General features: G+C 62.4%; 26 protein-coding genes, 1 tRNA gene and 1 pseudogene. 18 read left to right on the forward strand and 10 right to left on the reverse strand.

Annotated elements, in window-relative coordinates; translation table 11 throughout:
- The first annotated feature begins 346 nt into the window (after positions 1-346).
- Complete coding sequence (locus tag ACG33_RS13770) at positions 347-718, forward strand: hypothetical protein (protein ID WP_066922034.1); 372 nt, start codon at positions 347-349, stop codon at positions 716-718.
- A gap of 128 nt (positions 719-846) precedes the next feature.
- Here ACG33_RS13770 and ACG33_RS13775 read toward each other — a convergent pair whose 3' ends face one another.
- Entirely contained in the window at positions 847-1338 is a 492-nt protein-coding gene (locus ACG33_RS13775; RefSeq protein ID WP_014159568.1) for a DUF305 domain-containing protein, read from the reverse strand.
- Positions 1339-1615: 277 nt separating this feature from the next.
- Between ACG33_RS13775 and ACG33_RS13780 the strand changes: the two genes are divergently transcribed.
- The 4 genes from ACG33_RS13780 to ACG33_RS13795 all read left to right on the forward strand — a co-directional run bounded on the left by ACG33_RS13780 (position 1616) and on the right by ACG33_RS13795 (position 4731).
- Positions 1616-2092, forward strand: a complete 477-nt coding sequence (locus ACG33_RS13780) for a DUF411 domain-containing protein (RefSeq protein WP_066922035.1) — start codon at positions 1616-1618, stop codon at positions 2090-2092.
- 173 nt (positions 2093-2265) lie between these two features.
- On the forward strand, positions 2266-2649 hold the full coding sequence (copC, locus tag ACG33_RS13785; RefSeq protein ID WP_014159566.1) for a copper homeostasis periplasmic binding protein CopC: 384 nt from the start codon (positions 2266-2268) through the stop codon (positions 2647-2649).
- 21 nt (positions 2650-2670) lie between these two features.
- A complete protein-coding gene (copD, locus tag ACG33_RS13790) occupies positions 2671-3606 on the forward strand; it encodes a copper homeostasis membrane protein CopD (RefSeq protein WP_237392731.1) in 936 nt (311 codons plus the stop codon).
- Between the two features lie 234 nt (positions 3607-3840).
- The gene (locus ACG33_RS13795) at positions 3841-4731 is read left to right on the forward strand and encodes a LysR family transcriptional regulator (RefSeq protein WP_014159564.1); all 891 of its coding nucleotides are present in this window, start codon (positions 3841-3843) and stop codon (positions 4729-4731) included.
- A gap of 19 nt (positions 4732-4750) precedes the next feature.
- Here ACG33_RS13795 and ACG33_RS13800 read toward each other — a convergent pair whose 3' ends face one another.
- Complete coding sequence (locus tag ACG33_RS13800) at positions 4751-5050, reverse strand: helix-turn-helix domain-containing protein (protein ID WP_066922036.1); 300 nt, start codon at positions 5048-5050, stop codon at positions 4751-4753.
- Between the two features lie 98 nt (positions 5051-5148).
- On the opposite strand from ACG33_RS13800, the gene ACG33_RS13805 reads away from it, so the two are divergent.
- Positions 5149-5745: a LysR family substrate-binding domain-containing protein gene (locus tag ACG33_RS13805; RefSeq protein ID WP_066922038.1), complete on the forward strand. Its 597-nt coding sequence runs from the start codon at positions 5149-5151 to the stop codon at positions 5743-5745.
- Here the strand turns inward: ACG33_RS13805 and ACG33_RS13810 are convergent.
- On the reverse strand, positions 5720-7600 hold the full coding sequence (locus tag ACG33_RS13810) for a tyrosine-type recombinase/integrase (RefSeq protein ID WP_014159561.1): 1881 nt from the start codon (positions 7598-7600) through the stop codon (positions 5720-5722). The two genes, ACG33_RS13805 and ACG33_RS13810, sit on opposite strands and share 26 nt — an antisense overlap.
- A gap of 223 nt (positions 7601-7823) precedes the next feature.
- Positions 7824-7897 (reverse strand) — tRNA-Gly (locus tag ACG33_RS13815).
- 162 nt (positions 7898-8059) lie between these two features.
- On the opposite strand from ACG33_RS13815, the gene ACG33_RS13820 reads away from it, so the two are divergent.
- From ACG33_RS13820 to ACG33_RS13830, 3 genes are all read left to right on the forward strand, one after another.
- Positions 8060-8974, forward strand: a complete 915-nt coding sequence (locus ACG33_RS13820; protein WP_066922041.1) for a LysR family transcriptional regulator — start codon at positions 8060-8062, stop codon at positions 8972-8974.
- 2 nt (positions 8975-8976) lie between these two features.
- Positions 8977-9711 (forward strand): tRNA (guanosine(46)-N7)-methyltransferase TrmB, encoded by a 735-nt coding sequence (gene trmB, locus ACG33_RS13825; RefSeq protein WP_083537286.1) that lies wholly within the window; start codon positions 8977-8979, stop codon positions 9709-9711.
- Positions 9712-9962: 251 nt separating this feature from the next.
- Positions 9963-10295: a DUF6763 family protein gene (locus tag ACG33_RS13830; RefSeq protein WP_066922043.1), complete on the forward strand. Its 333-nt coding sequence runs from the start codon at positions 9963-9965 to the stop codon at positions 10293-10295.
- Positions 10296-10314: 19 nt separating this feature from the next.
- Here the strand turns inward: ACG33_RS13830 and ACG33_RS13835 are convergent, their stop codons facing one another.
- Complete coding sequence (locus tag ACG33_RS13835; RefSeq protein ID WP_210399090.1) at positions 10315-11721, reverse strand: AmpG family muropeptide MFS transporter; 1407 nt, start codon at positions 11719-11721, stop codon at positions 10315-10317.
- Positions 11722-11903: 182 nt separating this feature from the next.
- Here ACG33_RS13835 and pyrE point away from each other — a divergent pair, with 182 nt between their 5' ends.
- Entirely contained in the window at positions 11904-12530 is a 627-nt protein-coding gene (gene pyrE / locus ACG33_RS13840; RefSeq protein ID WP_066923473.1) for an orotate phosphoribosyltransferase, read from the forward strand.
- Positions 12527-13198, forward strand: coding sequence for a DUF4124 domain-containing protein (locus ACG33_RS13845; protein ID WP_066922045.1), 672 nt, complete (start codon positions 12527-12529; stop codon positions 13196-13198). Before pyrE ends, ACG33_RS13845 begins: the two co-directional genes overlap by 4 nt.
- 133 nt (positions 13199-13331) lie before the next feature.
- Here ACG33_RS13845 and dut read toward each other — a convergent pair whose 3' ends face one another.
- Entirely contained in the window at positions 13332-13796 is a 465-nt protein-coding gene (gene dut / locus ACG33_RS13850; RefSeq protein ID WP_066923476.1) for a dUTP diphosphatase, read from the reverse strand.
- A gap of 94 nt (positions 13797-13890) precedes the next feature.
- Positions 13891-15168, reverse strand: coding sequence for a bifunctional phosphopantothenoylcysteine decarboxylase/phosphopantothenate--cysteine ligase CoaBC (gene coaBC / locus ACG33_RS13855; RefSeq protein ID WP_066922047.1), 1278 nt, complete (start codon positions 15166-15168; stop codon positions 13891-13893).
- Positions 15169-15439: 271 nt separating this feature from the next.
- Between coaBC and radC the strand changes: the two genes are divergently transcribed.
- From radC to mutM, 4 genes are all read left to right on the forward strand, one after another.
- On the forward strand, positions 15440-16114 hold the full coding sequence (gene radC / locus ACG33_RS13860) for a RadC family protein (RefSeq protein ID WP_066922049.1): 675 nt from the start codon (positions 15440-15442) through the stop codon (positions 16112-16114).
- Positions 16115-16230: 116 nt separating this feature from the next.
- A complete protein-coding gene (gene rpmB / locus ACG33_RS13865) occupies positions 16231-16467 on the forward strand; it encodes a 50S ribosomal protein L28 (RefSeq protein WP_066922051.1) in 237 nt (78 codons plus the stop codon).
- Between the two features lie 37 nt (positions 16468-16504).
- On the forward strand, positions 16505-16660 hold the full coding sequence (gene rpmG, locus ACG33_RS13870) for a 50S ribosomal protein L33 (RefSeq protein ID WP_066922054.1): 156 nt from the start codon (positions 16505-16507) through the stop codon (positions 16658-16660).
- A gap of 73 nt (positions 16661-16733) precedes the next feature.
- Positions 16734-17549: a bifunctional DNA-formamidopyrimidine glycosylase/DNA-(apurinic or apyrimidinic site) lyase gene (mutM, locus tag ACG33_RS13875; RefSeq protein WP_066922056.1), complete on the forward strand. Its 816-nt coding sequence runs from the start codon at positions 16734-16736 to the stop codon at positions 17547-17549.
- 36 nt (positions 17550-17585) lie between these two features.
- Here the strand turns inward: mutM and ggt are convergent, their stop codons facing one another.
- From ggt to rsmD, 3 genes are all read right to left on the reverse strand, one after another.
- The gene (ggt, locus tag ACG33_RS13880) at positions 17586-19265 is read right to left on the reverse strand and encodes a gamma-glutamyltransferase (protein WP_083537291.1); all 1680 of its coding nucleotides are present in this window, start codon (positions 19263-19265) and stop codon (positions 17586-17588) included.
- A 143-nt stretch (positions 19266-19408) separates the two neighbouring features.
- On the reverse strand, positions 19409-19903 hold the full coding sequence (gene coaD, locus ACG33_RS13885) for a pantetheine-phosphate adenylyltransferase (RefSeq protein ID WP_066922058.1): 495 nt from the start codon (positions 19901-19903) through the stop codon (positions 19409-19411).
- A complete protein-coding gene (rsmD, locus tag ACG33_RS13890) occupies positions 19900-20610 on the reverse strand; it encodes a 16S rRNA (guanine(966)-N(2))-methyltransferase RsmD (protein WP_083537293.1) in 711 nt (236 codons plus the stop codon). Before rsmD ends, coaD begins: the two co-directional genes overlap by 4 nt.
- 192 nt (positions 20611-20802) lie before the next feature.
- On the opposite strand from rsmD, the gene ftsY reads away from it, so the two are divergent.
- The 3 genes and pseudogenes from ftsY to ftsX all read left to right on the forward strand — a co-directional run bounded on the left by ftsY (position 20803) and on the right by ftsX (position 23552).
- Positions 20803-21801 carry a signal recognition particle-docking protein FtsY gene (gene ftsY / locus ACG33_RS13895; protein ID WP_066922060.1) on the forward strand — a complete coding sequence of 333 codons (999 nt, stop codon included), beginning with the start codon at positions 20803-20805 and terminating at the stop codon, positions 21799-21801.
- Positions 21802-21804: 3 nt separating this feature from the next.
- A pseudogene (ftsE, locus tag ACG33_RS13900) lies at positions 21805-22452 on the forward strand (cell division ATP-binding protein FtsE); the annotation flags it as partial.
- 185 nt (positions 22453-22637) lie between these two features.
- Positions 22638-23552, forward strand: coding sequence for a permease-like cell division protein FtsX (ftsX, locus tag ACG33_RS13905; RefSeq protein ID WP_066922061.1), 915 nt, complete (start codon positions 22638-22640; stop codon positions 23550-23552).
- Positions 23553-23723 lie beyond the last annotated feature (171 nt).

The raw sequence follows: 23723 nt of genomic DNA on the forward strand, positions 1-23723 counted from the left end.
ACAACCTCCGATAAGTAGGCGGCGGTTCCCCTCGGGAACCGATGAGCGCAACGCGCTCACGAAGAAACCGACCCGCGTGCGTGGTCGGTTCGTTCGTCCACCGTACGTGCGGCAAGCTGTCGATGGCATGACCCCGACATTACGATGCCGCAATCTCCTCGTAATACGACGCCGGCACTGGAGGAAGGTCCTACCGGAAGAAAGTGCCACTTCGGATGCCACTCTGTTCGCGTTCAAGAAGTGACAAGATGATTACGCAAATGTAATGACTGGGTCATTCAGCTGAAAGCAGGCCCTTCCTAGGCTGATATCGGGCGTTCCTCCCCTCAGCCACCAGGAGATTGTCATGAAATCCATCAAAGCGTCGTGGGTCATTTTGTTGTGTGCGATGTTCGCAGTAGCCGTTCCGGTCTACGCGCAGCAGCCCACCGAAGAACCGATCGTGAAGCTGCTCAACGATATGGCGGACAAGCCGGAGAATCATCTGGCCATCGCCGCGTACTACCGCACGCTGGCCGGCGACGCGCTGGCTGAAGCCGAGAAGCACAAGGCGATGCGCAACACCTATCGGCACGACCACCAGAAGTTCAAGTCTGGAGCTGCCACGGGGCAGTCGATGGCACGGCACTGTGACCGGCTGACCAAGCTCCAGGAAGAGACCGCCGCAGAGTACGAGGCGCTTGCAAAGCTCCATGAAGCTGAGGCGGCAGCGAAATAACAGCCAGACGGTTAGACGTCAAATACCCCGCTCCACCGATCGACGGGAGCGGGGTATTTTTGCTCCATAGACGCCAACCTTGGAAGGAGCATGGCTGGCGCCAAGGCGAAGATGAAGGCGAAGCAGCGTTAACGGGAACGCTCTGAGAGCAACTGCTTCATCTGAGCGATCTCCTGCGTTTGGGAGGCAATGATGTCCTGGCATAGCTTGGCCAGTTCGGGATCCTTGAGGCGGTTCTCCTCACACATCAGGATCGCTCCCGCGTGATGCGGAATCATGGAGCGTATGAACTGCCGGTCTGTGACGGCAGCCTGGCTGCGAATGCCCCACCAACAGAACAGCATGAATACCACCGCCGCGCCGGCAAGGATCAGGTTTCGCCGACGATCCGGGTACATTCCGGACATGAGCCACAACTCAATGAGCAGCATGGGAGAGGCCATCAGGCCTGCCATGTAGAACTGATTGATGTTGTTGTAGACATTGGCCCACTGATCGACCATGGAATACATCAAGGCGTACATGGCCAAGAAGGAGAGCGCCATCATCAACAGCAAACGGCCATAGTGGCCCTGATGTTGCGGCTGGGCGTTCTCGTGCTTTCCGTGCGAAGTGGACATCACGATCTCCGTGAGAACTCGGAGCGAGTCTATACCCGCCCCCTGATAACGGGAGGTGACCACCAGATCGAGCCCACTTCACGGCGCCAGCGACGCTCATCTGCACACGCTCAGACCGACCCAAAAAACGGCGTCATTTTCATGACGGGAATGTAATGAACGGGTCACCTGTCTGACAGTGGCGGCTCTGCATGCTCCGAGCAGGACCATGGCGATGATTCCGCATATCCAAAGCATGTGGTCACCGAATCCGAGATCCGTAGCAAAGTCGTCGAACATGAAAAGTTCAAGCACAAAGCACCGTCACTTGTCAGCAGTCGTGGTTCTGCTGGCCATGGCTGTCACAGGTATGGCGGCAGCCTCCGAGCTGGTCGCCGACGTCTGGAAAGATCCCTACTGCGGCTGCTGCAAGGTGTGGGTGGATCACCTGAAGGAAGCGGGCATCACTGTGCGCGTCTTCAACACAGGAAACACCGGCGCACGCGCGCGCCTCGGCATCCCAGCAAAGCTGGGCTCCTGTCATACGGCCAAGATCAATGGCTACGTGATCGAGGGTCATGTGCCGGCAGCCGACATCCAGCGTCTGCTCAGGGAGAAGCCGAAGGCGGTTGGCCTGGCCGTGCCCGGCATGCCTTTGGGATCGCCGGGTATGGACGGACCGGTCTACGGCAACCGCGTGATGGCCTACGACGTGCTGCTGGTACAGGCCGATGGAAGCACCAGCGTGTACCAGTCGTACCCCGGATCGCAGTAAGCAGCCCGCGGAGGCACGGCATAAGCGGCTCGGCTCTGCGAGCCAGTACAGCGGCAATTCGGCGTCGGTGCCGTCGGGCACCATGCTCGGCCGGTATCCGCTAAGCCTCCACAGTCGATGCGACGAGAAGTTTTCGCGTATTGATTCTAGGTAACCCATAACGGAGAACAACTATGAGCAACATCAGCACTCGCGCCATTCGCTCTTTTACACTCGGCATCGGCCTCGCGGTCAGCCTCCTGTCGGCCTCGTTCGCCTATGCGCACGCCACATTGGTTCAGTCCACGCCGGCGGCCAATGCGGTCGTGGCGTCTCCTCAGCAGATCGACCTCATGTTCAACGAGACGCTCGTGCCGCGTGCTTCACGCCTGGAGCTGGCAATGATCCACGGCAACTCGACCATGCCGATCGAGCATCTGGAGATCGAGGTCATCGGCAAGACGTTGCGCGCCAAGCTGCATCATCCGCTGGAAGCCGGTACTTATCGCGTACAGTACCGCGCCGTCGGGCCGGATAATCACCCGATGACGGGGGACTTCAGCTTTACCGTCGGCTGAGGCACCGCCGACTTGTCGAGCGTGCCCGCCTATGCCTTGCGGTTCGTCCAGTACCTGGACCTCATGCTGCTGTTCGGCCTTCCGCTGTTCTCGTGGTATGGCCTGCGCCGATCGGTGCCTGGCGGAGACCCGTGGTTGCCCCTGACTAGGCCCGCGCTCTCCGGGGCACTTCTGGTCAGCGCCGTGTTCGGTGTGGCGCTGACCGGTATCGACGTCGTCTTCAAGACGACGGAGATCATGGGGATGCCGGTCACCGAACTCGACCGCGCATCGCTTGGCTGGTACCTGTTCGAGACCGCCGCTGGCCGAGCCGCACTGGCACGGACCGCAGTGCTGGTCGTGCTGATAGCCTTTCTTGGTTGGCAGTCGCGTCGCGAAGAGCGCTCCTTCTTCTCGCCTCTGGTGGCCGCGCTTGCCGGATGTGCGCTACTCACACTGGCGTGGAACGGTCACGCGGCTGCGGGAGAAGGCGCGTCCGGCGTGCTGCGACTGGCCGCGGGCATCGCCCACCTGCTTGCGGCTGGCGGCTGGATCGGCGCCATCGCGGCCTTCCTGATTATCCTCTCGCGTCGCAGCGCATCCGCCAGGAGCGCCCCCCTGCAAGTGCTCCACCAGACGCTGCAGGACTTCTCAGGTCCCGGCACCGTCTTCGTCGGCATCCTTGTGGTCACCGGCGTCCTGCACTACGGCGACCTCACGGGTTGGTCCGTGGTGCCCTTGTTCCACAGCGTTCATGGCAAGCTGCTGCTGGTCAAGCTGGCGTTGTTCGCCGCCATGTTGGGACTGGCCGCACTTCATCGCTGGCGCGTGGTACCCAGATTGGAAGGTGAAGTTCTCGCTGGCGGTGGTTCGCGCTCGCTGCAGACACTTCGCCTCACCGTAACCATCGAGGCAACACTCGCTGTTCTGATCATTGCCGCTGTGTCCATCCTCGGCACCCTCAATCCACATGGGTGACCCGATGCCGACCCTAAAGATTGGGCTTCCCCGATCTATGAAGATCCGCGCGTTCGAAAGCATCTCGGGAAGGTCCTCGCTTCGCATTGCCAAGAGTGCCATCGAAGATCAAGCCAACTGGATTTCTAGCCCGGCCATTGGCGTTGGCTCATTGACCTAAGGGGAGCAGGCCCCATGGGTTGCAGTCCCATCTTCGTTGGCGTCGAAGCACATGAATCACAAGGAGAGTGATCTATGGAGCTTCGACATCTGCGCTGCTTCATAGTCCTGGCTGAAGAACTGCATTTCACGCGCGCGGCCGACCGTCTGCACATCGAACAGTCACCGCTTTCTCGCATCATCAAAGAACTGGAAGACGAGCTCGGCGTCCTGCTGTTCACCCGTGACCGGCGAGGAACCCAACTAACCCAGGCGGGGGCCGTGTTCCTGCAGGACGTCCGCAGGGTATTCACGATGCTGGAGCAGGCATGCGAGAACGCCAAGGCTGTTTCGGCAGGCTTTCGAGGTAGTCTGCGTATTGCGGTCTCCGATGGTGCTGTGGACCCGCGACTGTCGGCGTTCCTGGCGCGTTGTCGCGAGGAGGAGCCAGAAATCGAGATACGGCTCTCCGAAGTGCCACTGGTGGAGCAACTGCGCGGACTGCGATCCGGTGACTTCAAGATCGGATTCGCACACACGGCGGAAGTCGGAGACGGCATCGTCGCCGAACCGATCTGGCGCGACCCGCTCGTGGTTGCCGTTCCCGCGCGCCATCCCCTCTTGGTCCACAAGGAAGTTCCGCTCGATGAGTTGGTCAGTTACCCGCTTATCCTATGCAACCAGCACATTTGCGAAGGCTACTGCAGGGCGTTGACCCAATTGCTCCGACCACTGAAGCGAGAGCCCAACGTCGTCGAGCGGGTGACTTCTCTGGAAATGATGCTCACCTTGGTCGGGGCCGGCTACGGCGTTGGCTTCACCACCGCGCCCAGAATCGGACTTTCCCGCCATCCCGACGTTGTGATGCGGCCGTTAGCGATGGATTCGGCGATGCTGACGACCTACCTACTCAGGCTGGACAGCGACGAGCCTACAGCTGCATTGGAACGGCTCATCGCCCGGCTGCCTGTCCAGCTGAACTACTGAGGAGGACACTGGTACGGCGCTACGTTCTCAGCTTCGAAGCCGCGCGCAGATTGCTTTCCGTAGCCACCATCAGGTCAGCGGCGCTGATCTTCAACGCTATGGCGATCTTAAGGATCAGGGCAAGCGTCGGCATGTGCTCACCCCGCTCGATCTTGCCCATGTGGGAACGCTCGATCTCAGCCAAGGACGCAAGCTCCTCCTGCGCTATCCCTTGCTCCAGTCGAGCAGCGCGCACTGCCTTTCCGAACGCCGATGCTGGTTCAGGCTCATAAGTGGTCGTGCCAGCCGGTCGGCCTCGTTGGACAGTACGCTTCTGCATCAGCAAAAGCGTCGAATATTGCTCTGACTTAAACCACGTTAAATTTAACTCTTCCTATGCTGCGAGCCTTGTTTCCCCGGCCATAACTGAGGACAGCCATGCGCGGCTCACCCCCATCCTCGGTGCTCAAGCTCGGCATATCGTCCGGCGTCCCCTCGTCCCGGTTAGCGGCACTGCTCGCGCTACATCGCGCGAAAGAGCCCGAGACGCCTGTCTCGATGGAGGAAGTCACGTCGTCGCCGGACCTCATTGAGGGCGTGAAGAACGGCCGCTACGACATCGGGTTGGTGGCGACGACGACACCCGCCGACGACGCGCCGCTTTGGCGTGAAGAGTTGGCGGTCGCGGTGCCCGATCGCTCCCCCTTGCTCCGCTATGCCGCGATCCCCCTTGGGGCACTCCTATCCTATCCCTTGTTTCAGTATTGCCCCCTGGCCTGCGAAGTGCTGTTCGGTCAAGAGTGGCCCGTTCTTTACGGGGTCACGTCGTATGAATTGATGACCGTGATGGTGTCGGCCGGCTACGGGGTGGGCATCGCCCCCCGTTCACGCATCGAACAGTCCCGGAGCTGGGGTGTTGTGATGCGACCGTTGGCGGACGGCTCCTACTGGATCGGAACGCACATGTTCCGATCCGAGCGGAACGACTCGCCCGCCATCGAGCGTTTCGTCAAGCGAGCGCAGACGATCGCGTAGTGCCACCCTCCCGACGAGGGAGGGGGCCGTCGATCTGCTGGATGAGCAGTGCGCGACGCACTACCTGTACGGCCATTTCCAACGTCTCCAGCGTCACCGCCTCGATCGGCGACTGGCCGCCGAATTCGTCGTAGGGCTGCGTTAGTGCGTGGTAGATCTCCCAGGGGTCCACGCCGCGAGCCGTCTGCTTGAGGATGGTCTGGACCAGGCGACGCTTGAGCGGGTCGAGCTGCCAGTCCGGCACACGCTGCCCCCGGTTGCCCAGGCTGATCGACAGCAAGTTGCCCGCCGTGACTTCGTAGGTGATCCAGCGCCGCGACTTGCCGGCGAGCTTGGCGTAGTCGGCGACGGACAGGTTGTGGGGCGACTCCAGGATGTCGAGCAGGATCATCCGCTCGCGCTGGACGTTCGAGATGGTCGGTTCCGTCTTGGGAGCGCGCACCGCAGACAGCCGTTGCATTTGGATGGCTCCCTGCGGCGGCGCGTCGTGCGGCTTGGACAGCACCAAGGTCTGCACCGTTGTGCTCGCAGGCGATCCTTGCGTGTTCGATCCGTCACCAGCCATCGGCAGGCCTTCCAAGTGGAGGGCCAGAGGATTGCTGGCCGCTTCCAACTGGCCCTGCTCCAACAGGTCCAGCCGATCGGCCCAGTCCTGCATCATGCACCGACGCTGCTCGACGTACTCGGCATGGTTGTAGGTGCGGCGGACCGGGTTCGGGTCGACGTGCGAGAGCTGCGCGTCGATCCACTTGTCGGGATAGCCCAACTCGTTGAGCGTGGTCGAAAGGGTGGCGCGGATACCGTGGCCCGTCAGCCGGCCGTCGTAACCCAGCCGCTTCACTGCCGTATTGAGCGTGTTTTCGCTGATGCGCTGCTTCAGGCTCTTGGCCCCCGGGAACACGTGCTTCTGTCCCTGCTTGAACCGCTCCAGCATGTGCCGGACGATTTCAACCGCCTGCAGGGACAGCGGCACGATGTACGGCGGGATGTCCTCCGTCCGCAGGTTTTCCTTCTGCATCTTCAGTTCGAGCTGCTTCACCACATCTGGCGGAATGATCCACAGGCCGTCATCGAGGTGGAACTGATCCGGCGTCGCAAGCCGCAGCTCGCCCGTGCGCACGCCCGTCAGAAACAACATGCGGACGCCGAGCTGGGTCTGCAGCCGGCCGGGGTACTTGCGCAGCAGTTGCAGGAACTCGGGTAGCTCCGACATGCGCAGGAACGGGTTGTGGCGCACGGGCGGCTGCGGCATGGCGACCACATCCAGGTCGGAAGCCGGGTTGCGTTCCAGGCCGGGCACGACCACCAGCGCGTAGCGGAATAGCTGGTTGAGCCAGGTACGCACCTTCTCGGCCACCGAGGGCGCACCGCGTTTCTCGATCCGACCGACGATTTCCAGCAGGTCGGCGCGAGTGATGACGTGGATCGAGCGCTTGCCCAGCGTGGGGAGCACGTCGTTGCCGAAGATGCGCGGAAGCGTGGCGAGCGTGGTTTGCCGTCCCCTCTTGAGGCGACCCTGTTCCCGGAACTTCAGCCACTTTTCGTAGACCGCCTGGAAGGTGTTCTGCTCGGCCTGGGTCGCCAGTTGTCGGTCCCTCGTCCGCTGGCGCTGCGGGTTGATGTCCTTGGCGACGAGCGCCCGCGCCTCGTCGCGGCGGGTGCGTGCCTCGCGCAGGCTGATCTCGGGATACACCCCCAAGGACATCCGCTTCTGCCGGCCGAGCCAGGTATAGCGGAAGTGCCAGGTCTTCGTGCCCGCGGCCGAGACGGCCAGCGACAGGCCGTCGAAGTCGGGGAGGGTGTAGTCCGTCCCGGTGGCCTTGGCCTGCCGAACGGCGACATCAGAAAGTGCCATGTCTGCTCCTGAACTGAGTCAGGAGTCAGATCGTCATCCCATGGCCCGCTCGTCCCTACCAACAATCCGGACTCGAACCCAACCGCCTTGATGGACTACTGGATGGACTAAATCAGTCCATCTGTCGGTGGATTCCGGTGGCCTTCACTGGACGCTCATCCGGCGAAAAAGCCTTTGCTGATAGTGGTTTATGGAACTCCTTGGAACTCCATGGAACCTGAACTGGAGCGGGTGATGGGAATCGAACCCACGTTAGTAGCTTGGGAAGCTACAGTTCTACCATTGAACTACACCCGCTGAACTCTGGAAATTCTGGCCTGCCCGTACCGCTTTCGCAAGCCTTTACGCACTCCCTGAATCCCCCGCCGAGCTGCGTCGGGCTTCCGCCTTCGTTCTTGCGGATCCGTCCCGAGCCCTGCTGGAGTATCCTTGCGGCCCCACGCCCCGGAAACGACCGATTTGAAATTCGATCTGCGCGATCTCGAACTGTTCGTGGCGGTGGCCGACGCCGGCAGCATTGCCCGCGCCGCGGATCGATCCCATACCGTTCCCTCCGCCGTCAGCAAGCGCATCTCCGATCTGGAAGAGCGCTTCGGCAGCGTGCTGATTCGGCGCGGCGCCAAAGGCGTCGAACTGACCGCCGCCGGTCACGCCCTCCTCGTGCGCGCCCGCGTCCTGCTGCACCAAGCCGCGCAACTCGACGACGAAATGCGTCGTCACGCCTCGGGGACGCGCGGCTACGTGCGCGTCTTCGCGAATATCAGCGCGATCGTGGAGTTTCTCCCCGGCGCCCTGGCCTCTTTCGCACAAGGCCATGCCGATATCCACGTGCACCTCGAGGAACACGTCAGCGCCGCAGTCGCCGCCGCGGTCGCCGACAACACCGCCGATCTCGGTATCGTCAGCGAACTTCCTGCGATCGACGGCCTCGACACCATTCCGTTCCGCCGCGATGATCTCGCCCTGGCGCTGCGGCCCGATCATCCCCTGGCGCGGCGCACGGCGCTTCGCTTCGCCGACGTACTCGATCAACCCCTGGTGGGGCTGCACGCCGACAGCTCCCTGCACCGCCTGCTCACCCATGCTGCCGCCGATCTGGATACCACGCTCCACTGGCGCGTTCATGTCACCAGTTTCGATGCCGCCTGCGCCATGGTCGCCGCCGGGCTCGGCATAGCCGTCGTGCCCCGTGCCGCCGCCAGTCCCTATATCCGCTCCCTGAGACTGGTTTCGGTGCCGCTCACCGATGCCTGGGCACAGCGTCAGCTGTTTTTATGCATCCGCGCCAACGCCGAACTTCATCCCGCGGCAAAGCGCCTGTACGATCATCTGCTTGCGCAGGGCCGCTCGCAGGATGAGCAAAAACAGCCATGACCATGCGCAAGCAAGAATCCTCCCTCCCCGCTGGCACGCAAAGCCAGACAGCCGGTACCGATACTCCGCGGCGCACAGTGCGCAGCTATGTCCTGCGTGCCGGGCGGTCCACCGCCGCCCAGCAGCGGGCACTTGTCGAACTATGGCCACGCTACGGCGTGGAATTCACGCCGCAGGCGCTCGACCTGGATCAACTGTTCGCCCGACGTGCGCCGCGCATGATCGAGATCGGCTTCGGTGCCGGCGAAGCGCTGCTCGCCTTTGCCCGCGCACATCCCGGCATGGACTGCATCGGCATCGAAGTTCATCGGTCCGGCGTCGGACATCTGCTGCTTGGCGCTCATGAAGCGGAACTGACCAACTTGCGCATCATTTGCCACGATGCCGTCGAAGTTCTGCAACGGCAGATCCCGCCCGCATCGATCGCTCTGGTGCATATTTTTTTTCCCGACCCCTGGCACAAGAAACGTCATCACAAGCGCCGCCTCATCCAGCCGGCATTCATGGATGTACTCGCCACGGCGATCGCACCCGCAGGCACCCTGCGCCTGGCGACTGATTGGGAACACTATGCACAGCACATGCGCGAGGTCATCGACGCTCATCCCGAATTCAGGAATATCAGTCCCGGCACCGGCTTCATGCCCCGCAACGAAGAACGCCCGCTCACACGTTTCGAACGGCGCGGACAGCGGCTAGGCCATGATGTATGGGATCTCGAGTATTTCCGGCGCTGATCGATGCCGATATAGCAAGCGGAACAGAGCGAGACTCATCAAATGTCACCCTACTGAAATGCAGTCATACCAAACCGGTACTCTCCCTGAGCTCCAGCACTTGGCTGCACGCCGACCTTCAACTGCGCACTGACTTTCGACGCCGTGGCCGTACGGAAAAAATCCCTATTGAATACGCAGTACCGCGCAGCTACAAATGGCTGTGAAGATTCCGTGCACGGATCCTATCCGCTTCCAGTGGAGTATCTGCGATGGCTTCAGCGAACCCGGTAGTGGGGAATTGGTATCGGCGCAGCGACGGCGTTTCGTGCGAAATCGTAGCGATCGATCGCGATGACGGCACGATCGAGGTACAGCACTTCGATGGTACGGTGGAAGAATTCGACTTGGAATCCTGGGACGAACAGGAATTCGAAGCGGGGTACCCTCCAGAGGATTGGATCGCCTCGGTGGACGTCGAGCCGGAAGATTTTGACAATGATCGGGAGGTCAGCGCAGCGAGTCAGTGGATCGACCCTTTGACGAGCCTGGACCGCTCCGAAGCCTCCGGCTATTCGGAGTGGCCGGCGCACGGCGATATGTAGCTTTTTGCTCTGTCGCCGCTCATGCGGTGGCTTCCATGCCGCGTCGCCATCCCAGGCCGCTCGGTGCCTTGTGCCACAGCCAGATGATCAGAAGCAGCGCAGGCAGACTCAGTAACGAGGTATAGATAAAAAACATCGGATACCCGAAGTGATCCACGAAGGCGCCGGACAAGCCCATCAGCATCTTGCCGGGCAGCGCATACAGTGATGAAAACAACGCATACTGGGTGGCGGTATAGGTGGCGCTGGTCAAGCTCGACAGATACGCCATGAAAGCTGTTCCCGCGATGGCCATGGCAAAATTGTCGCTGCTCACGATCAGCGCCAGTGCGGCAGGACTGGGTTGGTCGATGAATGCCAGTACCATGAAAGCCAGGTTCGTCACCACGGTCAGCACCAGGCCCAGTGTCAGCGAACGCAGTGCGCCGAGCCTCGCCACCAGTACCCCTGCCGCCAGCACCCCGATGATGGTCGCGAAGGAACTGAAAAATTTCGCTACCGCGGCAATCTGCTTCAAGCTGTAGCCCAGATCCAGATAGAATGGATTGGCCATTACGCCCATGGTGAAATCCGTCAACCGGTAGGTGCACACCAGCGCTAGTATCAACACCGCCAACGATTTACCGAAACGCGTGACGAAATCGACGAAGGGGCAGACCACCGCCGCGATGAACCAGGCGCCTGCGCTGCGTAACCCGTCCGGCCAGTGCGCCTTGTCGGTTACAAAATCGATGACCCGTTGTTCCTGTTCGAGAACGGCGCCCCGCGCGGACTGCGGCGGCTCGTCCACGATGAAGGTGGTCACAATACCGATCAGCGCAAAACCCGCCATGCTGAGATAGGCAGTGCCCCAGCCCGCATCGGCCGCGATCCACAGCGCCAGGGCACTGCCGACGATGATCGCCACGCGATAGCCGAGCTGGTAGCCGGCCGCCAGGGCGCCCTGCTGGGCAACAGGCGCCGACTCGATGCGCCAGGCATCCAGGGCGATGTCCTGGGTGGCCGAAGAGAACGCCAGCAGCAAGGCGGCCGCTATGATGGCGCCCAGTCCGCCACCCACCGGATCGCTCACCGCCAGCTGCGCCAGCGCCACGACAATGCCGATCTGTCCCAGCAGCATCCAGCTGCGCCGTCTGCCGAGCCAGCGCGTCAGGCCGGCGATGGCCACCCGGTCGACGATCGGCGCCCAGAAGAATTTCAGACTGTAGATGAGACCCACCCAGGACAGCATCCCGATCGTCGTGCGCTCGATGCCTACGTCGCGCAGCCATGCCGAGAGTGTCGAAAACACCAGCATGAACGGCAAGCCGGCGGAAAACCCCAGGAACAGCATCGCCAGCACCTTGGGCTCGCGATAGACCTGTATCGCCTTCCACCATCCGGTCGACGGCGAATCCGCCTCAGCAGCGCCCGCGGAAGCCTTCAAGAATTGCAGTCCGTGATAGGCGGAGCATGGACCGAGCGGTCTACCACGCTATGGCGATCCGGCAAGCCGGCCTCAGCAGCGACGAGGATAAGAACAGGCATCGACACATTATAGAAGGGATCGGACAAGAGAGGCTGTCCTGCACTACCATTGCCGCCATCCTGATCATCCTCTCATCGCCTATGTCCTCATTCATCGATCTGTGCCTGCAACTTGGCGTCTTGCGTTTCGGCGAGTTCAGGCTCAAATCCGGGCGTGTCAGTCCTTATTTTTTCAATGCCGGCTTGTTCAATACCGGCCATGCACTGGCGGAACTCGGCCGCGCCTACGCACGGGCGATCCAGAATTCCGGCCTGGCCTTCGATCTGTTGTTCGGGCCGGCGTACAAAGGCATTCCGCTGGTATCGAGCACCGCGATCGCGCTCGCCGATCACTACGGCCGCGATCTGCCTTGGTCGTTCAACCGCAAGGAAACCAAGGATCATGGGGAGGGCGGCAGCATCGTCGGTACGGCCCTGCAGGGCCGCATCCTGATCATCGACGACGTGATCACTGCCGGCACGGCGATCCGGGAATCGGTGGAAATCATCCGCGCCGCCGGCGCGGATCCGGTCGGCGTCGTGCTGGCGTTCGATCGTCAGGAACGCGGGCAGGGCCGCCGCTCCGCGGTCCAGGAAGTCGAGCAGGATCTGGGCATGCCCGTCACCAGCATCATCAAGCTCGCGGACCTGATATCCTGGATGGAAACGGCGGGGGATGCGGCTGCGCTGGCGGCACTGCGGCGCTACCGTAAGGATCATGGGGTGTGATCGAAGTCTTACCGATGCATTGGATTCGCACATTCACGATTTTCGCCATCGTGCTGCCCGGCGCGGCGCTCCACGCGGCGCAAGGTGCCGGCGGCTCGTCCCGTGGGGCTTACTATCGTTGCAAGGATGCCAGCGGACAGACACATTACGGCGACAGCATGCCGCAGCGCTGTCGCGGGCTCGATACGGAAGTGCTCAACGAGAACGGCATCATTATCCGCGTGATCGAAGGGGAGCAGACACGCCTCGCCCGGCAGACTCGCGAAATGGCTGAAGCCAAGGCTCGCAAGGAACGTGAAGCAAGCTTGCAGCGCGATCGCAACTTGCTCGAAACCTACCTTGGCGTGGAGGACATCGAGCGCCTGCGTGATCAGCGCCTCGAGCTGCTGACCGGACAATACCGCGTCACCGAACAAAACATCGCCAACCTGCGTGAACGCCAAAAACGCCTCGAAGGCCAGATCGCACGCTTTCGACCCTACAGCGGCAACGACAAGGCGCCGCCGCTACCGGACCACCTTGCCGAGGAAATGGTGAATACGGTCAAAAGCCTGGATGTCTACTTGCAATCCCTGGACAGGAACCGCCAGGAACAAGATGAGGTCAGAGCTGCTTTCGCAGCGGACATCAAACGCTTCAAGGAGCTGAAAGGGTTGCCGCAAAAGTAGGGCTGCCGCAATCAAAGACCACGCCCGCCGGAGAGTGTCGAGAGACACCCTCGAATCAAGACGGAGCCTGCGGCGAATTCCGTGCGCATCGCCACCGGATCCACGACAATGGGCCTCGAATTCCGGCGGATCCTCAGCGACGTCCGGAACTGCCGAACCCCCCGCTGCCGCGCTGTGTCGCAGCAAACTCCTCGACGACTTCAAACTCGACCTGCACCACGGGTACGACGACAAGTTGTGCGATCCGCTCGCCCGGCTCCACGATGAAGCTTGTCTGGCCGCGATTCCAGCAAGATACGAATACCTGGCCTTGATAGTCCGAATCGATCAGCCCGACCAGATTGCCCAGTACGATGCCGTGTTTGTGCCCCAGTCCCGAACGCGGCAGAACGATTGCCGCATAACCTGGATCGTCGAGATGAATCGCGATTCCGGAAGGGATCAACTGAGTATCGCCAGGCCTGAGTTCCAGCGGTGCTTCCAGGCAGGCGCGCAAGTCCATGCCCGCGGAACCCGCTGTAGCGCGCTGCGGCAGGGGAAAATCGCGGCCGATGCGCGGATCGAGTATCCGGACCTGCAACCGGCGGCGCCTGTCTATGGTGCCCTTGGTGGTGCCCTTGGCCGACGCCTCGCCCGCCGATATATCGGCGAGTGTCACTGCGCCAGGCATGGCGGCCGAGGAAGCGGTGCCGTCAGCTGCCATGGGGAGTCGACTCTGTTTTATCTGGATCGCCGCCCAGGGAGGCTGCGCCCGCCCGAGCATGGAAACGCTCGGCGATCACCTCGACCAACTGACGTGCCAGCGCAGCCTTGCTGTTGAACGCCAGTTCGCGCTTGCCGTCGCGCCAGTACACAGTCAGCGCATTATCGTCCCGGTCGAAGGCCAGTCCCTCACCGACGCGGTTGGCGGCGATCATATCCAGGTTTTTGCCTGCAAGTTTGGCCAGGGCATTGCGCTCGACATGCTCGGTTTCCGCGGCGAATCCGACCAGGAAGGGACGGGAGGGCAGGCGCGAAACGGTACCCAGCACGTCCGGTGCACGCATCAAGGCCAGCGTCATGGTGTCGGAGGTTTTCTTGATTTTCTGTGGAGCAATTTCGATCATCCGATAATCGGATACGGCGGCGGCGGCAATGAGGATATCGGCGTTGCCCACCGCACCGGAACCTGCCAGGGCGGTCTGAACCGCCGCAAGCATTTGCTCTGCGCTTTCCACCTCCAGCCGCTCCACGCCCAAGGGTACGGGAATCTGCACCGGTCCGCTGATCAGCATGACGTCGGCACCGGCTTCCCGGGCAGCGGCCGCCACCGCATATCCCATTTTTCCGGAACTGCGGTTGCTGATGAAGCGCACCGGATCGATCTTTTCCCGGGTCGGCCCGGCTGTTACCACCACCCTCAATCCCCGCAACACCCCCGATTCACGTCGCGGTACGAACACTTCCTCGGCGATCAGTGCCGGCTCGAGCATGCGTCCAGCCCCCACTTCGCCGCAAGCCTGCACGCCGCTGGCCGGCCCCAGAATACGGATACCGCGCTGTTTCAACAGTTGGACATTGGCCTGCGTGGCAGGATTCGCCCACATCTGGCGATTCATGGCCGGCGCCAAAATGATCGGTGCCGTCGTGGCCAGACAAAGCGTGGTCAACAGATCTGCGGCGAAACCGTGCGCCAGTCGCGCCATGAACTCCGCCGTAGCCGGCGCGACCAGGATCTCATCGGCCCAGCGTGCCAGTTCGATATGCCCCATGGCGGCCTCGCCGGCTTCGTCCCAGAGATCGGTGCGCACCGGGCGCCCCGACACCGCCTGAAAGGTCAGCGGCCCCACGAACTCCCGCGCGCCCCGCGTCATCACCACCTGGATTTCTTCCGCGCCTCGCTCGAACAGGCGACGCACAAGGTCCGGGCTCTTGTAGGCGGCGATTCCGCCAGTCACACCAAGCAGGATTTTTCGCGGCTGGGCACTCATGAGATGCGATTATGAGCATCTCATGAGTGCCCGGTAAACAGTGGTTGCAAATACCGCCATCCCGGACCGGCATCCTCCCCCACCCTATCGCCTCCTCCTGCGCGCTGCCGAGGTTAAAACGGCATCGGCCTGATCATGCCGCTTGAACCATCCAGCGATTCGGCGAAGTTCCGCAATCCGGTGCAAATCTACGCAAACACGCACTTATTCAGCAGGATTGGCGCTCCCAACTCATCCATAATGCACTTCAGCCAGGCTCAAGGAGAGCCCTATGTCGATTCGACAATGGCCACACGGCGATCGCCCCCGGGAAAAGCTCCTGAACCTGGGTCCGGCAAGACTGAGCGAAGCGGAACTGTTGGCAATCCTGCTGCGCACGGGGATCCGGGGCCGCAGTGTCCTCGATATCGCCCGCGGCCTGCTGATGGAATTCGGCTCGCTGCGCGGGCTGCTGACCGCCCGCCAGGAGCAGCTATGTGCATTGCCTGGGCTGGGAGTCATCGGTTACGTCACCCTGCAGGCCGCCCTGGAACTCGCTCGACGCCACTATCAGGAGCTCATGCAGACCGGATCCGCCCTCGAGAACCCGCAGATGACCCGGGAATTCGTCCGCGTGCGCCTGCGCGACCTGCCCCACGAAGTATTCTGCTGCCTGTATCTGGACAACCGCTGTCGCGTCATCGGCTTCGAAGAGCTGTTTCGAGGCACGATCGACGGCGCCAGCGTCCATCCCAGAGAGGTCGTCAAACACGCTCTGAGCCGCAACGCGGCCAGTGTCATTCTGGCGCACAACCATCCTTCCGGTCAGGCGCTGCCCAGCCGCGCCGACGAACTCATCACCCGCCGCCTCAAGGAAGCCCTGGCGCTGGTCGATATCAAGGTATTGGACCACCTGGTCGTCGGCGACGGCGTCTGCGAATCCTTCGCCGAGCGAGGGCTGATCTGAGCTGATCCGAGTTGCTCCCAGGCGGCCACGCTGGTATAAAGCGCGATTCATTATAGGTTCGTTCCGGCCTGGGCTGCGTCGTCCGCGCGCCCCCCGGACTCCCGAAGGAATTCGTCATGTCCAAAGTCTGTCAGATCACCGGCAAACGGCCGATGACCGGCAACACCGTGTCGCACGCCAACAATCATCGACGCCGCCGTTTCCTGCCCAATCTGCATGTGCAGCGCTTCTGGGTGGAGAGCGAACGCCGTTTCGTGAGCCTGCGGGTATCCGCAAACGGCCTGCGCACGATCGAGAAAAACGGTATCGATGCGGTCCTGGCGAAGCTGCGCGCCAACGGCACCAAGGTCTGAGTGACCGAGCTGACCGACTCTCGAGGAGCATCAAGCCATGCGTGAAAAGATCAAGCTCGTCTCCACCGCCGGTACCGGCCATTTCTATACGACCACCAAGAACAAGCGCCTCCATCCCGACAAGATGGAAGTCCGCAAGTTCGATCCCAAGGTCCGCAAGCACGTGGCCTACAAGGAAGCGAAGATCAAATAACACCTCCCCGGAGAGAGGATAATGGCGGCAGGAATGCAGATTCCCGCGGCCAGGCGGCCATTATCGAATCCCCATGCCCGAACTTCCCGAGGTCGAAACCGCCCGGCGCGGAATCGCACCGTCCGTTTTGGGACGCCGTCTGGAGCGGATACTGGTACGCGAACCTCGCCTGCGCTGGCCGGTATCGGCCGCGTTGCCGCAGCTGGCCGCCGGCCAGCAGATATGCGATCTGCGGCGCCGCGCAAAGTATCTGATCTTCGACCTGGAGCGCGGCAGCCTACTCCTGCATCTGGGCATGTCGGGAACTCTACGGCTGCTGCCCCACGACATTGCACCGGTGGCGCATGATCATGTCGACATCGTCCTCGATTCTGGCCTGTGCTTGCGCTTCAACGATCCGCGCCGCTTCGGCAGCCTGCTATGGACCGCTGAAGATCCCCTCACCCATACCCTGTTGCGGCAATTGGCGCCGGAACCCTTGGACGAAGTCTTCGACGGGGCTTACCTGACGCGGGTCGCAAAAGGCCGGCGCGTAGCCATCAAGCAATTGTTGATGAATAGCCGACTGGTCGTGGGCGTAGGGAACATCTATGCCAGCGAAGCTTTGTTTCGTGCCGGCATCCGGCCGCTTCGCGCTGCCGGCCGGATTACACATGCGCAATTCGACGCGCTGGCCGCGGCCATCAAGGAGGTGCTGCACGAGGCCATCCGCGCCGGTGGCACGACACTGCGCGATTTCTTCGATCCCGAGGGGCTCCCGGGTTATTTCAAACAGGCGCTGTATGTCTACGGACGCGGCGGAGAACCTTGCCGCATCTGTAAAAAACCGATCAGACAGATCGTTCAGAGCGGACGCTCCACCTATTTCTGTCCCGGCTGCCAGCACTGAACCTTCCCGCGGCAGCGAGGTGACGTCGCCGGCGCCTCAATAGACCACGCCGACTCCGACACCCCGGGGATCGGACACCGCCCGGACGGCTCCACTGGCATAGTCCCAGGTAACGATCTGCATGTTGCCCGGCTGGCGCGATTCGCGAATCGTATGGCCGTAGCGCTGCAAGACTTTCCTCTCCTCCTCGCTCAACGCACCCGGCTCGAACGACAGAACGTCGGGCTGGTACTGATGATGATAACGGCCCCTCTTGACGAACTCTTGCGCCGGTACGCCGTCCAGCCAGTCCAGGGTGGCAAGCAGCACCATGCCCATGATGAAACTACCCCCCGGCGTCCCCAGGATCATCAAGCCGTCGGACTTCTCGACAAACGTCGGTGTCATGCTCGACAGCGGCCGCTTCCCCGGCTCGATCGCGTTCGCTGCCGATCCCAGCAAGCGAAAGCCGTTGGGGACACCGGGCTTGGCGACGAAGTCATCCATTTCATTGTTCAACATGACGCCCGTTCCCGGCACCATCAATCCCGAACCGAAAAAGAAATTGATCGACATCGTGCCCGCGACCCGGTTGCCCTCGGCATCCAGGATCGAGAAATGCGTCGTCTGGCGGCCCAGCCCGGCCGCGTTGATGCTCGGTAAAGCGTCACTCGGCGTCGCCCGGTCCATGCGAATGGAAGCGCGCTGCCCGGCAGCATAAAAGGGATGAATGAGTTGCCGGGTGGGCACCGGTACGAAATCCGGGTCTGCCAGGTATTCGGCACGATCCCGGTGGACTCGCCGCATCGCCTCGACGATCAAATGCTTGCGTGTGGCGCCGTCGAGTTTTCCCAAGTCATAGCCCGACAGAATGTTCAGCGCGTCGATCAACCCCACACCACCCGAGGACGGCGGCGGCGCGGAGACGATGCGTGCGCCGTGATAATCGCCATACAGAGGCTGGCGCTCCTTCACCTGATACTCGGCCAGGTCGGCCAGCGTCCAGAGACCACCGAGCGCCTGCACCCCCTCGACCAGACGCCGCGCCACCTCGCCCCGGTAGAAGCCATCCGCCCCGCGCTCGGCGAGTGTGCGCAAGGTACGCTCCAGGTCCGGCTGACGAATGACCGCGCCCTCCGCCGGTACTTCGCCGTCCGACAGGAATACGGCCGCTGCCGCACCCGCTTCGAAAATCGTCCGCTTCGCCTCGATACCGCCGCGCAAGCGGGCATTCAACGCGAAGCCCTTATGCGCCAACCGGATCGCCGGCTGCAGACTGGCCGCGAGACCAAGCCGGCCGTAGCATTCGGCCAGATATGCAAAGCCGGCCGGCTCGCCCGGGATGCCGGCGGCCAATGCAGTGGTGGTGGATCGCCCGCTCGCCACCTCGCCTCGTTCATCCAGAAACATGTCGCGCGTGGCGGCGCCAGGTGCCACCTCACGGGCATCGATCAGAATCTGCATCCCGTCGGCGGCGCGGTGCAACAGCCAGAATGCCCCGCCGCCCAGCCCGGAACTGCTGGGCTCCACGACCGCCAGCGCGGCGCTGACGGCCACCGCCGCGTCGAAGGCATTGCCGCCCTCACGCAGAATCTCCAGTCCCGCCTGCGTGGCCAATTCATGCGCACTGGCGATCGCCGCCTTGCCCGGTATTCGCGCAGGAATTCCCGGCCGACCGGCCGGGCCCGCCTCATCACGGAGGATCGGCGTCGCTGCGGCCGCTGCCGTGACCGGCATCTGCCTCGCCTGATCCGCGGCGGAACTTGGACCACACTGGGCCGCCTGTACCGAAGTCGGTACCAGTATCGACAGAACGATCAACGACAGGATTCGGCAAACCTGCGACATCTGCTCCGCTTGGCGATTCGCGCGCCGCATTTCTAGCGCTCGACGCGGCGCGCCGCCCAGGCGCGCCGCAGGGCGGCCTCCACGCTCGGATGCACAAATTGGGCGACATCTCCGCCTAAACTGGCGATTTCCCGCACCAACGTCGAGGAAATGAAATTGAACTGCGGCGCCGGCGTCAAAAAGACATAGTCCACCTGGTTGGTAAGATGCCGGCTCATGGTCGCGAGCTGAAATTCGAATTCGAAATCGGACACGGCCCGCAGCCCCCGCACGACCACACCGAGGTTGTGCTGACGAGCAAAGTCGACCGTCAATCCCGTATATCCAGTGATCTGCACGTTCGGCAGGTCGGCCAGCACTTCGCTCACCAGTTGCACGCGTTCATCCAGGGAAAACAAGGGCGCCTTGCCCGGATTCGCAGCTATCGCGACGACTACCCGATCGAAAATCCCGCTTGCACGCCGCACCAAGTCGTAATGGCCGTTGGTGATGGGATCGAAGGTGCCTGGGTACATGGCGCCGGTCATGACGTAACCTCGCGAGAGTTGGAAATCCGGCCCGTTCGCGGCAGGCCCGTTCGCAGTAAATGATAGCTGACTTGACCGGCGCGCCGGCTGCGATACATCTGCCAGGAAGGCGGTGGCAGCAAGGGCGTACCCTCCGCACATTCGATGTAGATCCAGGCCTGCGGTGCCAGCCAGCCCTGCATCAGCAGGCCGCACACCTCCGGCAAGGCTGCCGATTCGAATGGCGGGTCCAGGAACACGATATCGAAGGGCCGCGGTGCACGCCGCAGAAAACGACCGGCATTTTCCACATGGACCGAAGCCTGTGTGCACTCCAGTCCTTGCAAGGTATCGCGTAGATATCGCCCGATGCGCACCTCGCGATCGACGAAACACACGTGCGCCGCACCTCGCGATAGCGCCTCGAAACCCAGGGCGCCGCTGCCGGCGAACAGATCCAGACAGGACGCACCCACAATATGAGGCTGCAGCCAGTTGAACAAGGTTTCGCGCACCCGGTCGGGCGATGGACGGATGACCTGGATCGCCGGGAAGTCCAGGCGCCGGCCGCGCCAGCGGCCGCCGATGATGCGTAATTGATACGCCTCCTTGACGGCCTGCCGCTGCGCGCCGGGAACGCGACGCGTGGTTTTTTTTTCATCCACCGTACTGCCGGCCTTGCGGCTACCGGCTCTTTCGGCGCCTCTCTTGAGAGTCGGATGTACCATGCCATGATCATAAAGGAGGATGGTGCGGAATGATCGTGGCATGCTGCTAGAATCGCCCTCGCCCGCAGATCCTCCCTACGCTCGCAAGCGCCTCCGCCGTCCTCGTGAGACCGCGCGCGGCAGGTATGAGCGAACGAACGCCGCGCTTCGTCGCGATGCGCATCTGCAACCTATGCTGCCGGATGAATTCGGATGCTCGGCTTCTTCAAAAAATCCAAATCTGACTCCACTCCCTCGAAGTCCCCTCCCCACCCGCAAACGGCGGTGAGCAGACCGGGCTTGTTCAAGCGTCTACGCGAAAAACTCAATCGCGGCGATTCCTGGCTGACCTACGATCTAGCGAACCTGCTGCCCGGCGGACGCATCGATGAAACCGTGCTCGAGGAGCTGGAAATGCGGCTGATCACGGCCGATGTGGGTGTGGAAACGACCGAAAAGATCCTTGCAGACCTGCGCGGCAAAGTGGCGCGCCAGGAACTCGGCGATCTCGATGCGCTCATCGCCGCCCTGCGCACCAGCCTGCTGGACATACTCCAGCCTCGCGCCCGGCCGCTGAAAATCGACGCCGACCTCGCACCATTTGCGATTCTGGTCGTGGGCGTCAACGGCGCCGGCAAAACCACTACGATCGGCAAACTCGCCCATCATTTCAAGGCGCAAGGCATGAAGGTCATACTGGCCGCGGGTGACACCTTTCGCGCCGCCGCGGTGGAACAGTTGCAGGCCTGGGGTCGGCGCAACGATGTGACGGTGATCGCGCAAAGCACCGGTGCCGATCCGGCGGCAGTCGCCTTCGATGCCATGCAGGCCGCCCAGGCCCGCGGTTTCGACGTATTGCTGGCCGACACGGCCGGCCGTCTGCATACCCAGTCCAACCTGATGGACGAATTGCGCAAGGTGAAGCGTGTAATGGGCCGCATCGATGCCGGCGCTCCCCATGAAATCCTGCTGGTACTCGACGCCAGCCAGGGACAGAACGCTCTGCAGCAGGCACGCCTGTTCAATGCAGCCCTGGGCGTCACCGGCATCGTGCTCACCAAACTCGACGGCACCGCAAAAGGCGGCATCGTCTTCGCGATCGCCAGCGAGTTGGACATTCCGATCCGCTATATCGGTATCGGCGAGGCCGCCGAGGATTTCGCGGAATTCGATGCGCCGGCCTTCGTCGATGCGGTACTCAAGAAGGACTGAGGAATGATCCGCCTCGACCACGTCTTCAAACGCTATCCGAACGGTCGAGAGGCGCTCAGCGATCTGTCGCTGGACATCGCCGCCGGGGAAATCGCCTTCCTCACCGGCCATTCCGGCGCCGGCAAGTCCAGCCTGCTGAAGCTGATCGCGCTCATCGAACGCCCCAGCCGGGGCCGGCTGATCGTCAACGGACAGAATGTCGCCGGCGTATCGCGCTCCAGAATCCCGGCCTTCCGGCGTCGCATCGGCATGGTATTTCAGGACCACAAGCTGCTGCACGATCGCACCATCTATGACAATGTCGCCCTGCCGCTGATCGTCGCCGGCATCGGCGGCAAGGAAATCGGCCGGCGGGTGCGCGCGGCTCTGGATCAGGTCGGCCTGTTGGGACGCGAACACAGCGTGCCGCTGGAACTGTCCACCGGCGAGCAGCAACGTGTCGGCATTGCCCGCGCGGTCGTCAGTAAACCCCCGTTGTTGATTGCCGATGAGCCGACCGGAAACCTGGATCCGGACCTGTCGCTGGAGGTCATGAATATTTTTCGCCGCTTCAATGAGGTAGGCGTCACGGTGCTGATCGCCAGTCATGACCTGTTGCTACTGGAGCATTTTCCGGTGCGGCGTATCCGCCTGGAAGCCGGACGGCTCGCCGGCGACTCGCCCGCCCACGTGATCGCGAGCGAGCCTCCCCCGAATCCGATGTCCGAGCAGGCCGCCCTGCGCAACGATGCCCTGAGGACCGATACCCACCCGCCGGCCGCAATCGCACGCGACAGCGGGCCGGCGAACCTGCTCGATCCACGTAAGTTGATCGAACAAAACGAAGGAACGGCGCCATGACCGCCTGGATGACGCGCCATCTGCAAACGCTGGTCGGTTCGCTTGGACGCCTGATGCAGCACAAGCTCGCCACGCTGCTCACGGTCCTGGTGATAGGCGTCGCCCTCGCATTGCCCGCCGGCCTGCACCTGCTGATTACCAATGCCCAAGGCGCAGCCGGCAACTGGAACCGGACGCTCGACCTATCGGTCTTCCTCAAGCGTCCCACCTCGGCCGACGACGCGCGCGCCATCATCGAGCGTATCCGCCAGCGCCGGGATGTCGAAGGTGCCGAACTCATTCTCGCTGACGAAGCACTGAAAACATTCCGTCGCGAATCGGGATTTGGCGCCGCGATCGACGCGCTGAACGACAACCCCCTGCCGCATACGCTTGTCGTACGCCCCGCCCCTGAGCATGCGAACGCTGCCGGTCTCGAAATTCTGGCTGCCGACATCCGTGCGCTGCCCTCCGTTGATATCGTGCAACTCGATACGGACTGGGTGAACCGGCTGGATGCCATTCTCGCGGCCCTGCGCGCCGGTGCATTGATCGCCGCCGGTGTGCTGGCACTGGGCGTCCTGGTGATCGTGGGCAATACGATCCGCCTCGACATCCAGAACCGTCGCGACGAAATCGAGGTCACCAAGCTGGTGGGCGGCAGCGATGGCTTCGTTCGCCGGCCCTTCCTGTACGGCGGCATGTGGTATGGGCTGGCCGGAGGACTGACGGCGCTGCTCATCACCCAGATCGCCCTTGCGTTGCTGCAGGCGCCTATCGCCAGAATCGCGGGCTTGTACGGCAGCGATTTCAGATTGAGCAACCTGACCCTGGAATCCGCCCTGATCCTGTTGCTCACAGGTGCGGGGCTGGGTTGGCTGGGCTCCTATATCGCCGCCAGCCATCACCTGCGCCGTATCGAGCCCTCCTGAGCCGTCGAATCCTCCTGAAGGGCGCCAAACGGGGGAACCCTGAGCCCGGCCCAAGCGTTGCAATCCCTCGCGGATCGGGCCAGGTCACCCGGCATTGAATGGCCAGTTTCCTGGCATCAGGACTGCCGGACAAAGGGAACCTTTCCCTCGTTTAGCACTCTGAGTGTATGA

It is taken from the genome of Steroidobacter denitrificans (assembly GCF_001579945.1).
GTDB lineage: Bacteria > Pseudomonadota > Gammaproteobacteria > Steroidobacterales > Steroidobacteraceae > Steroidobacter > Steroidobacter denitrificans.

Coding starts and splice junctions, on each gene's coding strand:
- ACG33_RS13770 (WP_066922034.1), top strand. CDS start 347: ATGAAATCCATCAAAGCGTCGTGGGTCATTTTGTTGTGTGCGATGTTC.
- ACG33_RS13775 (WP_014159568.1), bottom strand. CDS start 1,338: ATGTCCACTTCGCACGGAAAGCACGAGAACGCCCAGCCGCAACATCAG.
- ACG33_RS13780 (WP_066922035.1), top strand. CDS start 1,616: ATGAAAAGTTCAAGCACAAAGCACCGTCACTTGTCAGCAGTCGTGGTT.
- copC (WP_014159566.1), top strand. CDS start 2,266: ATGAGCAACATCAGCACTCGCGCCATTCGCTCTTTTACACTCGGCATC.
- ACG33_RS13795 (WP_014159564.1), top strand. CDS start 3,841: ATGGAGCTTCGACATCTGCGCTGCTTCATAGTCCTGGCTGAAGAACTG.
- ACG33_RS13800 (WP_066922036.1), bottom strand. CDS start 5,050: ATGCAGAAGCGTACTGTCCAACGAGGCCGACCGGCTGGCACGACCACT.
- ACG33_RS13805 (WP_066922038.1), top strand. CDS start 5,149: ATGCGCGGCTCACCCCCATCCTCGGTGCTCAAGCTCGGCATATCGTCC.
- ACG33_RS13810 (WP_014159561.1), bottom strand. CDS start 7,600: ATGGCACTTTCTGATGTCGCCGTTCGGCAGGCCAAGGCCACCGGGACG.
- trmB (WP_083537286.1), top strand. CDS start 8,977: ATGCGCAAGCAAGAATCCTCCCTCCCCGCTGGCACGCAAAGCCAGACA.
- ACG33_RS13830 (WP_066922043.1), top strand. CDS start 9,963: ATGGCTTCAGCGAACCCGGTAGTGGGGAATTGGTATCGGCGCAGCGAC.
- pyrE (WP_066923473.1), top strand. CDS start 11,904: ATGTCCTCATTCATCGATCTGTGCCTGCAACTTGGCGTCTTGCGTTTC.
- coaBC (WP_066922047.1), bottom strand. CDS start 15,168: ATGAGTGCCCAGCCGCGAAAAATCCTGCTTGGTGTGACTGGCGGAATC.
- radC (WP_066922049.1), top strand. CDS start 15,440: ATGTCGATTCGACAATGGCCACACGGCGATCGCCCCCGGGAAAAGCTC.
- rpmB (WP_066922051.1), top strand. CDS start 16,231: ATGTCCAAAGTCTGTCAGATCACCGGCAAACGGCCGATGACCGGCAAC.
- rpmG (WP_066922054.1), top strand. CDS start 16,505: ATGCGTGAAAAGATCAAGCTCGTCTCCACCGCCGGTACCGGCCATTTC.
- mutM (WP_066922056.1), top strand. CDS start 16,734: ATGCCCGAACTTCCCGAGGTCGAAACCGCCCGGCGCGGAATCGCACCG.
- ggt (WP_083537291.1), bottom strand. CDS start 19,265: ATGCCGGTCACGGCAGCGGCCGCAGCGACGCCGATCCTCCGTGATGAG.
- coaD (WP_066922058.1), bottom strand. CDS start 19,903: ATGACCGGCGCCATGTACCCAGGCACCTTCGATCCCATCACCAACGGC.
- rsmD (WP_083537293.1), bottom strand. CDS start 20,610: ATGGTACATCCGACTCTCAAGAGAGGCGCCGAAAGAGCCGGTAGCCGC.
- ftsY (WP_066922060.1), top strand. CDS start 20,803: ATGCTCGGCTTCTTCAAAAAATCCAAATCTGACTCCACTCCCTCGAAG.
- ftsX (WP_066922061.1), top strand. CDS start 22,638: ATGACCGCCTGGATGACGCGCCATCTGCAAACGCTGGTCGGTTCGCTT.